Source organism: Paenibacillus sp. FSL H8-0260 (assembly GCF_045040625.1).
Lineage (GTDB): Bacteria > Bacillota > Bacilli > Paenibacillales > Paenibacillaceae > Paenibacillus_AQ > Paenibacillus_AQ odorifer.
The window spans coordinates 1,976,545-1,989,426 of record NZ_CP150298.1; the positions used below are offsets into that span (position 1 = coordinate 1,976,545).

At 44.9% G+C, this 12,882-nt stretch carries 10 protein-coding genes and 1 riboswitch; of the genes, 9 read left to right on the forward strand and 1 reads right to left on the reverse strand.

Translation table 11 applies throughout. The features are described 5' to 3' along the window. Positions 1-22 precede the first annotated feature (22 nt). The 3 genes from MHI51_RS08455 to MHI51_RS08465 all read left to right on the forward strand — a co-directional run bounded on the left by MHI51_RS08455 (position 23) and on the right by MHI51_RS08465 (position 3,194). Entirely contained in the window at positions 23-922 is a 900-nt protein-coding gene (locus MHI51_RS08455; RefSeq protein ID WP_076126491.1) for a 5'-3' exonuclease H3TH domain-containing protein, read from the forward strand. Positions 923-1,085: 163 nt separating this feature from the next. Next, entirely contained in the window at positions 1,086-1,967 is an 882-nt protein-coding gene (locus MHI51_RS08460) for an ROK family protein (protein ID WP_051491338.1), read from the forward strand. 210 nt (positions 1,968-2,177) lie between these two features. Beyond that, positions 2,178-3,194 carry an HRDC domain-containing protein gene (locus MHI51_RS08465; RefSeq protein WP_076219947.1) on the forward strand — a complete coding sequence of 339 codons (1,017 nt, stop codon included), beginning with the start codon at positions 2,178-2,180 and terminating at the stop codon, positions 3,192-3,194. Positions 3,195-3,281: 87 nt separating this feature from the next. Here the strand turns inward: MHI51_RS08465 and corA are convergent, their stop codons facing one another. Continuing rightward, the gene (corA, locus tag MHI51_RS08470; protein ID WP_036684479.1) at positions 3,282-4,217 is read right to left on the reverse strand and encodes a magnesium/cobalt transporter CorA; all 936 of its coding nucleotides are present in this window, start codon (positions 4,215-4,217) and stop codon (positions 3,282-3,284) included. Between the two features lie 397 nt (positions 4,218-4,614). Beyond that, positions 4,615-4,743, forward strand: a riboswitch (SAM riboswitch). A 115-nt stretch (positions 4,744-4,858) separates the two neighbouring features. On the opposite strand from corA, the gene metA reads away from it, so the two are divergent. From metA to thrS, 6 genes are all read left to right on the forward strand, one after another. Further along, positions 4,859-5,779, forward strand: coding sequence for a homoserine O-succinyltransferase (metA, locus tag MHI51_RS08475; RefSeq protein WP_076126410.1), 921 nt, complete (start codon positions 4,859-4,861; stop codon positions 5,777-5,779). Between the two features lie 36 nt (positions 5,780-5,815). Beyond that, positions 5,816-6,988 carry a PLP-dependent transferase gene (locus MHI51_RS08480; RefSeq protein WP_076103991.1) on the forward strand — a complete coding sequence of 391 codons (1,173 nt, stop codon included), beginning with the start codon at positions 5,816-5,818 and terminating at the stop codon, positions 6,986-6,988. Positions 6,989-7,615: 627 nt separating this feature from the next. Further along, on the forward strand, positions 7,616-8,752 hold the full coding sequence (gene mqnC, locus MHI51_RS08485; protein ID WP_076184682.1) for a cyclic dehypoxanthinyl futalosine synthase: 1,137 nt from the start codon (positions 7,616-7,618) through the stop codon (positions 8,750-8,752). A gap of 528 nt (positions 8,753-9,280) precedes the next feature. Further along, complete coding sequence (locus MHI51_RS08490) at positions 9,281-10,123, forward strand: SPFH domain-containing protein (RefSeq protein ID WP_076218318.1); 843 nt, start codon at positions 9,281-9,283, stop codon at positions 10,121-10,123. Between the two features lie 11 nt (positions 10,124-10,134). Continuing rightward, positions 10,135-10,305, forward strand: coding sequence for a toxin-antitoxin system HicB family antitoxin (locus MHI51_RS08495; RefSeq protein WP_405173765.1), 171 nt, complete (start codon positions 10,135-10,137; stop codon positions 10,303-10,305). A gap of 506 nt (positions 10,306-10,811) precedes the next feature. Further along, a complete protein-coding gene (gene thrS, locus MHI51_RS08500) occupies positions 10,812-12,752 on the forward strand; it encodes a threonine--tRNA ligase (RefSeq protein WP_076135889.1) in 1,941 nt (646 codons plus the stop codon). Positions 12,753-12,882 lie beyond the last annotated feature (130 nt).

Sequence of the window (12,882 nt, forward strand, 5' to 3'; positions counted from 1 at the left end):
AACAGATACAACGGGCCGGGTAATGCTTGTAGATGGAATGGCTCTGCTGTTCCGGGCCTTTTATGCGACCTCTTATGGAGGATATATTCGCAAGACAAAAGAAGGTTTACCGACGAATGCGGTATATGGATTTTTGCAGTATTTTTTTGATGCAGTAAGTACGTTTGAGCCTTCTCATGTCGTATGCTGCTGGGATATGGGTAAAGGAACGTTCCGTACCGAGAAATATGATGGATACAAATCCAACCGGATCGAAGCTCCGCTGGAATTAATTCCGCAATTTGATCTAGTAAAAGAAGTAGTGGCTGAGCTAGGTGTGCCAAACATCGGTCTTGCCGGCTATGAAGCAGATGATTGCATTGGTACGCTAGCATCCTGTTACAGCGATAATTCTGAGGTTTACATTCTGACGGGTGACCATGATATGCTGCAGCTTATTGATGAGAATGTTAAGGTCGTCATTATGAAAAAAGGACGCTCCAACTATAAAGTTTATGACCTTGCAGAATTGCTTGAGGATAAAGGTCTAACCCCTAGACAGGTTATTGACCTGAAGGGCTTTATGGGCGATACAAGTGATAATTACCCTGGTGTAAAAGGGATTGGTGAGAAAACCGCGCTGAAGCTGTTAACGGAATACGGTACAGTTGAAGGTGTAATTGAGAATCTTCACTTGCTCCCTAAAGGTGTACGGTCCAAAATTGAAGCCGACCTTGATATGCTGCATCTATCAAGAGAGCTGGCTGAAATCCGTTGTGATGTGCCTGTGGTCTGTGAGCTGGCGGAAGCTTTATGGCAATTACAACGGGAAACAGCCGCGCGTAAATTTCAAGAACTGGAATTTGGCAGCCTGATGCATTTGATCGCTGAGGTGCAGGACGAACGGGGAATTGTACAGATTGAGTTAGGTGATCTGGGTTAAGGAGAGTCTCCCTTCATGCAAAAAAGCATGAAGGGAGTTTTATTATTGTGATAGCGCTTCATCCAACGTATAATAAGGGCTGTTGATTGTTTTATTTTATATTAATTTTTATTTTCAAACTGGATGGCGGATTATTGCTTAATGGAGAAGGGAGATAGTTGCTATGAAGTTATTGGGAGCGATTGAAGCAGGCGGAACGAAGTTTGTATGCGGAATTGGTTATGAGGACGGTACCATTCTGGACCGAGTTAGCTTTCCGACAACAACACCGGAAGAAACGATGGGACTCGTAATCGACTATTTTAATGGGAAGAATGTAGAAGCTTTTGGTATTGGATCGTTTGGACCGATTGATCCCGTGCTGGACAGCCCTACTTATGGTTACATAACAACGACACCAAAACCTCACTGGGGACAATATAATTTGGTAGGTACAATGGCTGAGCAATTTAACGTGCCGATCGGTTTTGATACGGATGTGAATGGTGCAGCGCTTGCGGAAAGTAAATGGGGAGCGGCTAAAGGTCTGGACAGCTGCCTTTATATTACGGTTGGGACAGGCATTGGAGCGGGAGCAGTAGTTGGAGGTCAGATGGTGCATGGATTGTCTCATCCAGAGATGGGACATATTCTAGTTCGCAGACATCCAGAGGACACGTTTGAGGGCTACTGCCCTTATCATGGCGATTGCCTTGAAGGGTTAGCCGCAGGTCCGGGGATTGGCAAACGCTGGGGACAACCAGCAGGCGAGCTGCCTGTTGACCATCCAGCTTGGGATATGGAAGCTCATTATCTTGCACATGCACTTATGAATTACGTGTTGATTCTGTCTCCCGAAAAAATCGTAATGGGCGGTGGTGTCATGAAGCAAAGCCACTTGTTCCCGCTAATTCGTACCAAGCTGCAGGAGCTGCTGAAGGGTTATGTTCAGCATCCAGCGCTCAATACCGACATCGATAATTATGTTGTGCCACCGCAGCTTGGAGATAATGCAGGACTTGCAGGTGCGATTGGACTGGCAACTTTAGCTTTGGCAAGGAACTAGTATAAAAAGATATTGACTGTTAGGAAATATATGGTATTGTAGGATCTAACAGTATAGCATTTAATGAGGGAGCACCTCTTTCACGTTTATCGTGAGAGTGGTGCTTTTTTGCGTTTTCCGAGTCTGACAGTGTGGGATTCACATCAGCGAATAAGTAGCTCAGACCGGTAGGTATAGTGCTTGCTGAAGACTAGAAAGGCAGGGATGAATATGCAAATTGTATTTATGAATCGCTTATCCAGAATATCCGGGGTGGATCAAGAGGTGTTCGCTCAGCTATGGATTGGAGAGGAAGAAGGAGTGTGGAGCCTGGGCTGGCGTGATTTTTCAGGCGGTGAGGAAACACAGGAGCATTTGTGGTACGCGGGTGGTTCATGGAATGAAATGCTTTGTGTTTACAGGCATGAGCTGGCGGTGAAGATGGGGGATGGCTATCGGCCGTTGATTGATGGCGTATTTCATGAAGAAGACGGCCTTACCGGGCGTAATCAGGAGCAGCTAAGGCTGCAATATTACAGTGAATATAATGGGAACGAAGCTATTTATGAGGAGTTATGTGCTTGGCGCCGCAGCCGAGCTTCTAGTGAACGGAAAGCCCCTTACATTCTTGCCAGCAATCGTTTGTTACGTTTGATAAGCACTTTCTTGCCGCATACACCAGAGGAGCTGCTGCAGATCCCTGGTGTAGGGGAAGGAAAGGCAGCCCAATATGGCACGGATTGGTTGGCTATAACCTCTACGGCTGCAAGGGAACATTCCTTTCCTTTGAATTGGGTACACCAAGAAATTGAGGAGGATTCTTTTGTATCCTGGCTCTATAAACAGAAAGAGGTCAAATATAAGAAACAGCTAGAAAGACTGCGATTACGGCGAATTCTGCTGCAAGGGATCGAGAATGGGTTAGGGTTAGAACAGCTTAAGGTGAACAGTGGAGTGAACCGTCGCGAACTGATTGAGACGGTAGAGGAGCTGGAAAGAGAAGGTTATTGCGTGGAGAAATTGATCGAGGTAGAACTGAAAAATGTGCCGCAGAATGAGCAGGAGGCGATATGGAATGCCTATGCAGAGGTAGGAGATCTTTTTCTAAAGCCAGTGCTGCATAAGGTGTATGGGGAGGATTTTTCAGCAGCAGAAGGGCTGGATAGCTATTATGAACGTCTGCGGCTGATCCGCATTCGTTTCCGGCGGGAGCAAGCTCCTAAAGTGGGCATGGCGACCAGTTTCTAGTAGCTTTTTTATCATATCAAAAAGACGAAGGCTTCCTTACACCATAGGGTTAAAGGGCCTTCGTCTTGCCTATTCGTCCGTTTATTTTCATAGCCATTCTTTCTTGCGGAATACATACAGCATCCCACAGCCTAACGTCAACATTAGACCTATAACGGCAAAATAACCGTATTTCGTATGCAATTCCGGCATATGATCAAAGTTCATCCCATAGATTCCGGTAATTACGGTCAAAGGCATGAATATCGTTGTAATCGCGGTAAATACTCTCATAATTTCATTGGCGCGGTTGGCGATACTGGATTGGTAGGCCTCACGTAAGTTGCCCATGAGATCGCGGTACGTCTCAAAGGTTTCGGATATTTTAACTGCATTTTCATAAATGTCGCTAAAGTATTTCTGCAGCTGATCATCAATCAGACGGAGGTCTTTTTTATTCAGGGTATTGATAACCTCTTTCTGAGGTCCCAGCATCTTCTTTAACCATAAGATCTCACTTCGCAGACCGATAATCTCACTCAGATGAGATTTCTTGGTATGCATTAGGATATCCTCTTCAAGCTTCTCAATCCGGGCTTCAATTCGGTCACCTACGGAGAAATAATTATCTACGACAAGGTCGATAAGCAGGTAAAGGAATTGGTCGGGTTCGCTAACCTCTTGTTCCCATAACATGGGCTTCAGTACGCGTAGCTCGTGAATCTTTTGTTTCGTTACAGTAATAATATAATGTCTGCCCAAGAATATATTGAGCGCCCGCAGGAAGATTTCCTCATCATCAAAGCGGATGCTGTTTACAACAATAAAGTAATGACTTTCGTATATTTCGATCTTTGGACGTTGATCCTCTTCACTAAGGCAATCCTCAACAGCGAGATCATGCAGGTTGAACAGGGGCTGAAGCAGCTCCAAATCCTCCACATCTGCATCAATCCAATAGAACCCTTCTGTTGGGGGTGTCAATGTTTCATCAATTTCATCAATAGGTGTAAAAACCCCTGCATTCACCAGCCGGATTTTCATCTGATTCCACTCCTTCTATCCCCGGGTCTTCACCAGGGACTGCTAATTAAGCACAGAGAAAAAAATCAGCTTGGCCGGCGTTACAATCAATACAAGAGGCCGAATGACGATTCGAGGGCATGAAGAAGAACTGCTCCCGCCGCCGGCAAGCTGATGATTATCCTGTGTGGTTGCTCATTCTGTACACTTAATTGCGAGCTCGGGTCGCCTTCCATTCTTCTTCTCACCTCTTCTTTTCGTTCAGGTATGAAATACTTGTCTAGTATAACAACGGAGTATGCCTCTTTCAAGCAAATTTATTGTTACTTTGAGGCTACTTCAGCATTGTATGGACTTGACGAAAAGGAGGTTCATGATTTAAAGTAAATTTTAAAGAAATTTAATTGAATACAGCTAAATCTTATCAAGAGCAGGTGGAGGGACTAGCCCTATGAAACCCGGCAACCGGCGTGTGAACGCACGGTGCTAATTCTTGCGGAACTTTGCTGACGACTAACCTCGTCCAAAAGTTTCTGGCAGATGAGAGAGGCGCATATGACTGTAGATATGACCTTTCTCGTTTTCCGAGAAAGGTCTTTTTATTGTTCAGAAAGCCGCGATGTGACAACATAACCTAAATACAGTTAAGGAGTGGAAAGACAATGCCAATTAAAATTCCCGACAGTTTACCAGCAAAAGAAATACTATCCGGTGAAAATATTTTTGTGATGGATGATAGTTTGGCTTTCCATCAGGATATCCGCCCACTAAGGATTGCTATTCTGAATCTCATGCCGACTAAAGAAACGACGGAGACTCAATTGCTGCGTTTAATAGGAAATTCACCGCTACAAGTTGACGTTACCTTGCTGCATCCACGCTCACATACTTCTAAGAATACTTCTGCTGAGCATTTGAGAAGCTTTTACAAAACTTTTGACGAGATCAGCCACCGCCGTTTGGATGGTCTTATTGTTACAGGAGCACCCGTAGAGCAAATGGAGTTTGAGGAAGTATCCTATTGGGAAGAGCTAAAAGAGATTTTTGAATGGAGCAAGGATAATGTGACCTCGACCATGCATATCTGTTGGGCGGCACAGGCAGGGTTGTATCATCATTTTGGTGTTCGTAAAGTGGCTTTGCCTGAAAAATGTTTTGGAGTATTCTCCCATACGATTAATCAAAATAACATTAAATTGCTGCGCGGCTTTGACGAGGTATTCCATGTACCGCATTCCCGTCATACCGATGTCTCCCGCGAAGATATTGAGAGCAATCCAGATCTGCAGATTCTGGCGGAATCCGAAGAAGCTGGTATGTATCTAGTAGCTACGACCGACGGCAAACAAATATTTGTGACCGGACATTCCGAATACGATCCATTATCCTTGAAATGGGAATATGATCGTGATTTGGAGAGGGGCATGGAGATGGCCTTGCCGAAACACTATTTCCCTAAAGATGATCCAGAACGAACACCTCCTGCAGTGTGGCGTGCACATGCCAACTTATTATTCTCTAATTGGCTCAATTACTATGTATATCAAGAGACACCTTACGATATCGACCCGATTGTTTATTAAGATCAGCGCTACATTACAATTTAGGAGGCATTTATCATGGACGACAAACTTAGGATTGAAAGCAGACTGGCACAAATAGGTTCACAAGAAGATCCGGCTACCGGAGCCATTAATTTTCCTATCTATAATGCTACGGCATTCCGTCACCCGAAGCTTGGGCAGAGCACAGGTTTCGATTATAGCCGTACCAAAAGTCCAACCCGTTCCGTACTAGAGAATGCGGCTGCGGAATTGGAGTCTGGTGATGCAGGTTTTGCCTGTAGTTCTGGGATGGCAGCTATTCAAACCATATTTACTCTGTTTGGGCAAGGCGATCACTTGATCGTTTCGCTGGATCTTTACGGCGGGACCTATCGTTTGTTGGAACGAATTATGTCCAAGTTTGGAATCACTGCTTCCTATGTAGACACGAATGATTTGGATGCGCTTGAGGCTTCACGTCTTCCAAATACGAAGGCGATATTTATTGAAACGCCAACGAATCCTTTGATGATGGTTACGGATATTGCGGCCGTAGCTACTTGGGCCCGTCATCATGGGCTGCTCACAATTGTAGACAATACACTGCTGACTCCATTTTTCCAGCGTCCTCTGGAATTAGGTGCAGACATTGTAGTCCATAGTGCTACCAAATATTTGGGCGGACACAATGATGTTCTTGCTGGTCTTATTGTATCTAAAGGGGCTGAATTATCCGCTGAAATAGCGATTCTACATAACTCTATTGGCGCTGTGCTTGGGCCAACAGACAGTTATCAGCTGATGAGAGGCATGAAGACACTGGCCCTGCGTATGGAACGGCACGAGAGTAATGCGCTAGCAATTGCCCGCTATCTACAAGAGCATCCGGCGATTGCGGAAGTGTTCCACCCAGGCCTGCCGGATCATCCGGGATATGAAATCCAGAATCGCCAGTCCTCGGGCAATACCGGAATTTTTTCTTTCAAATTAAAAGATGCCAGATACGTAGAACCTCTGCTTCGTCATATCCGGCTTATTGCCTTCGCGGAGAGCCTCGGCGGGGTTGAATCGCTAATGACCTATCCTGCAGTACAGACGCATGCCGATATTCCTGTGGAAATTCGGAATGCGGTGGGTGTAGATGATCGATTGCTGCGCTTCTCGGTTGGCATTGAACATGCGGAGGATCTAATTGCTGATCTTGGTCATGCTTTGGAGGCTGCGCGGGCGGAAATCGAAACGAAGTAAAAGTAACGGCAACCCAGATCGGCACCGAATTGCTGGAAAATATCGAGGATCTATCTCAACGTTGATTTAGAGCTGGTGTTGGACGCAGGATGAAATAGAGCTGTCTCATAAGCCGGGAATTGGCTGCTGGGATAGCTCTTCTTTTTGGACTTTTTGCTATTGGACACAGCTGACCTTAGACACAGCATTATTACACATTTGGAATGTTAACGGACTCCACAGCAGCTATTGCGCTAAAAACCTGCCTTCATGAGTCTCTTGTCAAGGAATAGCGTCGCTGGAGTCCATAACTATGCTCCAAAGGCTAAATACTAACTAATAACGTCATCTGTGTCCGGCAGCCTCCAGGAATTTTGATTCACCGGGTGCAGGCAGCAATGTAAGGACTCTTTCTGCTGGATGGTATCTTGCTAAGAAAGTAAAAAGTTTTTCAAGCTGTTCAGATTGTGATACGATGAGGAAATGAACTGTTCATTTATTAAAATATAAGGTATAAGTTACATACTGTACTTTATCCTTATGTTACTACGAGAAACGGTTGTTATCTCTAAAGGACGACAACGTTATTTTTCTTGTGATTTTGTGAATCTACCATATCCCTAAGGGTTTAAAAGGAGGATGCGAACGATGAGTACGATAGATCTTATTTTGGATAAAGCCCTGCGGGGTGACCGTCTCCAATTGGAAGATACCATCCGACTATTCGAGAGCAACGAAATTGAGAAAATGGGTGCTGCTGCAAACACTATTATGGAACGCTGGCATCCGGACCCGTTAGCCACATTTGTAATTGGCCGTAATATTAACTATACGAATGTATGTGATGTGTACTGCCGTTTTTGTGCTTTTTACCGCAGACCAGGCTCGGATGAAGGCTATGTGCTGCCAGATGAAACGATTTATCAAAAAATTGCTGAAACGATTGCTGTTAATGGTACAGAAATTCTTATGCAAGGTGGAACTAATCCTAACCTTCCATTTAGCTACTATACAGATATACTGCGCGGAATTAAGCAACGTTTCCCTGAGATTACAATGCACTCCTTCTCTCCTGCGGAGATTATGAAGATGAAAGAAGTATCAGGATTACCACTGGAACAAGTGGTTCGTGAAATTCATGCTGCGGGTCTGGATTCCTTGCCAGGCGGAGGCGCAGAAATTCTTGATGACCGTACACGCCGCAAAATCAGCCGGCTAAAAGGCTCGTGGCGCGAGTGGATGGATGTAATGCAGACAGCACATAAAGTGGGTATGAATACAACAGCAACAATGGTGATTGGGCTTGGAGAAAGTATGGAAGAACGAGCTTTGCACTTACTACGTGTACGTGAGGCTCAGGATGAGTGTATTGCCAACAAATATGATTCTGAAGGTTTCTTGGCCTTTATCTCATGGACATTCCAGCCGGACAATACCAACCTGAAGCTGGACAGACAAACGCCTGAGGAATATCTGAAGACGGTAGCGATCAGCCGCCTTGTGTTGGATAATATTAAGAACTTCCAATCTTCTTGGGTCACTATGGGGCCAGAAGTCGGCAAGCTCTCCTTGCAATATGGCTGCAACGATTTCGGCAGCACAATGATTGAAGAGAACGTAGTATCTTCAGCGGGTGCGACTTATAAGGTAAACATCGAGTCGATTACTCAGCTGATTCGCGAAGCAGGCAAAGTTCCAGCACAGCGGAATACACGTTATGATATTCTGCGGGTGTTCGATGATCCTAATGCGAAGATTGATAATGATTTTGTAATGCAGAACTAATATATATTAATTATTAATCAACGCTTGATGCTTGTTAATCCTTAAGTGGATTACTGAGCATCAAGCGTTTTTTTGTAAGGTTAGGATTACGATCATTAGTAAGCCTTATTGCAGAACACATCTGAATCTTCGCTTGTTATATCATCCGCTAGGCGTACGGACTCAGTGGACCTTAATTGCAAATTCAGCGCTTCTTGAGTCGGGGTTCGGACCCCAGCGACGCTATTCCTTTAAAAGAGCCTCATATAGGCTGGTTTTTAGTGCAATAGCGACTGTGGGGTCCGATAGCATAGGGAAAATCGGAAAATGTGGCGTATAAGAGCATCAGTGTCCGATAGAGCAGATGTATACGAACACTATGAACTAATGTTAACTACACAAACGAGGGTTGGTGTGGAGTACGCCTTTTAACGAAGTTTTATATAAATGTGAGCATAAAATTATTTTTATTTCTTTTTACCCATTCACATTATTATCCAAAAGTGATATCATAATCATATCAAAAGAATATCTAGTGGGGGTGCTTTTATGAAAGAGAAAACGCTTCGTCCTATCAGTGGATTTTGGGTTCTCGCCTTAATTGCAGTTTGTTTAGCTGGGGGAATTTATGGTGCGGTTCAAGAGTATGTCGCAGTGCCAGTCATTCTGTTCGTTGTAGCTGGGGTATTATGTACAAGTGTTACGGTTGTGCAGCCCAATAAGTCGGTTGTAGTTACCTTTTTCGGGCAATATGTAGGGACTATCGTTACAAGTGGCTTGTTTGCAGTCATTCCGTTCAGTTTGCGCAAGACGGTTTCCCTCCGCGTACGTAACTTTAACAGTGTCAAGCTGAAGGTTAATGATGTGGAAGGTAATCCGATTGAAATTGCTGCAGTTATCGTATTTAAGGTAATTAACTCTGCAAAAGCGCTTTTTGATGTAGATAAATATATGGCGTTTGTGGAAATTCAAAGTGAAACAGCGCTGCGTCATGTGGCCAGTAAATACCCGTATGATAACTTCAATGAATCGGGCATGTCCCTGCGGGCCAACGCAGATGAGATTGCTAAAGAATTGGCAACCGAGCTGCAAGAACGTTTGTCGATATCTGGTGTAGAGGTCATTGAAGCCCGGCTCACACACTTGGCTTATTCCACAGAGATTGCCAGTACAATGTTGCAACGTCAGCAAGCATCTGCAATTCTGTCCGCTCGTCAAATCATTGTTGAAGGCGCCGTGGGCATGGTCGATATGGCGATTAAACAGCTTAAAGAGAGTGGCGTGGTTGAGCTTGATGAGGAACGCAAAGCGGCGATGATTAATAATCTGATGGTTGCGATCGTGTCGGAGCGCGGAGCGAGTCCGGTCATTAACGCCGGCTCGTTGTACTAAGGCGGTGCATCATGGCGGCCAAGAAAAGCTTTCCACTGCGGATTGATCCGGAATTACATGAGGCGCTGGAACGATGGGCGGGAGAGGAATTTCGCAGCGTAAACGGACATATCGAATACTTGTTGCGTGAGTCTTTGAAACGTGCAGGCCGCTTACCTGAAAAAAAACGGCGAGAGGAATAACCATAGAAGGGCTGTTTCAGCATCCATGTATTGGCTGCCAGAACAGTCCTTATGTGTGTCTTCTGCCTGAGCTTCTATCATTTTGGACCCTTTTCTGACTTGACTGTCAGAGAGGACAGATTTATAATTACTCCATAATTCACGTTAACAGCATTGACGAAGATATGAGTTGATTGTTCTGGACCGTTCAGAGAGAGGAAACTTAGGCTGAAATTTCCTCCGGCATCCTGCTTTCGATTTACCCCTTTGTAGCTGCGGTTTTGAATTCCCTGCAATGGGATAGTAAGAGCTGCCGGTTCATGGTCGTTACTCCATGCTTACGAAGGATTCTATCTTTGCTCCGCTTGAGGTTTCAAGGGAGGCTAGAGAGAATCGAATTTGGGTGGAACCACGGGTGTAATCGCTCGTCCCTTTGCGGGACGGGCGTTTTTTTGTGTGCGTGGATGTTATTGTTCCGCAAAGGTTAAAGGGCCGTTAGGCTTAATTATATGAAGGAGGAATTAGCAATGTCAGTAAGTATTAAGCTTCCGGACGGTTCTGTCCGTGAATACGCAGAGGGTAGCAGTATTGATGATGTAGCAGCTTCTATTAGCAGTGGCCTGCGCAAAAATGCAGCAGCGGGGAAATTGAACGGTATCGTAGTAGATTTATCTACTCCCCTTGAAGAGGGCGCACTGGTAGAGATCGTAACTTTGGATTCACCTGAAGGTCTGGAGGTTATGCGTCACAGTACAGCTCACTTGATGGCTCAAGCGGTTAGACGTTTGTTCGGAACAAAAGAAGTTAAGCTTGGTGTAGGTCCGGTCATTGAAGATGGCTTCTACTACGATATGGATCTGGAACATCCTCTAAATCCTGAAGATTTGCTCAAAATCGAAAAGGAAATGGACCGCATAATTTCGGAGAACCTGCCGATCGTGCGCAAAGAAGTAAGCCGCAAGGAAGCCCTTGAAATTTTCGGTGAGCTAGGTGATCCTTACAAACTGGAATTGATCGAGGCATTGCCTGAAGATAGCGTGATTTCTATCTATGAACAAGGTGAATTTTTCGACCTATGCCGTGGACCGCATGTGCCGTCGACTGCCAAGATCAAAGTCTTTAAATTGATGAATGTAGCCGGTGCTTACTGGCGCGGCGACAGCAAGAATAAGATGCTTCAACGCGTATACGGCACAGCTTGGATTAAAAAAGCTCAGCTTGATGAGCATCTTCGTCTGCTTGAAGAAGCGAAGAAACGCGATCACCGGAAGCTTGGTAAAGAGCTTGAAATCTTTACATTTAATCAATTGGTAGGACAAGGTTTGCCAATCTGGTTGCCTAAGGGTGCTAAATTGCGTAGTATTCTGGAGCGTTATATCGTAGATCTGGAAGCAAGTCTTGGCTATCAGCATGTATACACACCAGTTCTGGGTAATGTTGAGCTGTACAAAACTTCAGGACACTGGGAGCACTATCAAGAGGACATGTTCCCTAAGATGACTATCGACAATGAAGAATTTGTTCTTCGTCCAATGAACTGCCCGCATCACATGATGATTTATAAGAGCTCGATGCACAGCTACCGTGATCTGCCGATCCGTATTGCTGAGCTTGGTATCCAGCACCGTTATGAAATGTCAGGCGCATTGACTGGTTTACACCGTGTGCGCTCGATGACTCTTAATGACTCCCATATTTTCTGCCGTCTAGACCAAATTAAAGGCGAGTTCATTCGTGTAATCGAATTGATTAAACAGGTATACAGTGACTTTGGTATTAATGACTACCGTTTCCGGTTGTCCTATCGTGATCCTAAGGATACTGAGAAATATTATGCGAATGACGAAATGTGGGAAACTGCACAGCGGATGTTGCGTGAGGTTGTAGAGGAAGCTGGACTGCCGTTCTACGAAGCAGAAGGCGAAGCTGCATTCTATGGTCCTAAACTTGATGTGCAAATTAAGACTGTATTAGGTAAAGAAGAGACTCTGTCTACTGTACAAATCGACTTCTTGCTGCCTGAACGTTTTGAACTGGAATATATCGGCGATGATGGTCAAAAACACCGTCCAGTCGTTCTACACCGCGGAATCTTGGGTACAATGGAACGTTTTGTTGCCTTCCTGTTAGAGAACTTTGCGGGCTCGCTGCCGCTTTGGTTATCTCCACAGCAGGTTAAAGTAATTCCTGTATCGACAGCGTTCGACGATTATGCCAAGGAAGTTACAGACAAGCTGCGTCGCCGTGGTATCTCTGCTGAAGCAGATCTCCGCAATGAGAAGCTGGGTTATAAGATTCGCGAAGCTCAGCTTGAGAAACTGCCATACATGTTCGTCGTTGGCGAGAATGAGATGAACGCTCAGACGGTCTCCATCCGTAAACGCGGGGAAGGCGACATCGGAGCTAAGCCGCTTCAAGAAGTGATTGAGCTCTTGTCTCAGGAAATTGCTGATCGTGTGATCTCCTAATTTCTTGTAATTAACAACACCAAAATTACGTCTAAATAAGACCTCTGTTATATGCCAATGAGGATCAACTTCTGATCTTCATGTATAAAATTTTGTGAATCGGGAAACCTTCGCTAATAAGGGGGAGGTT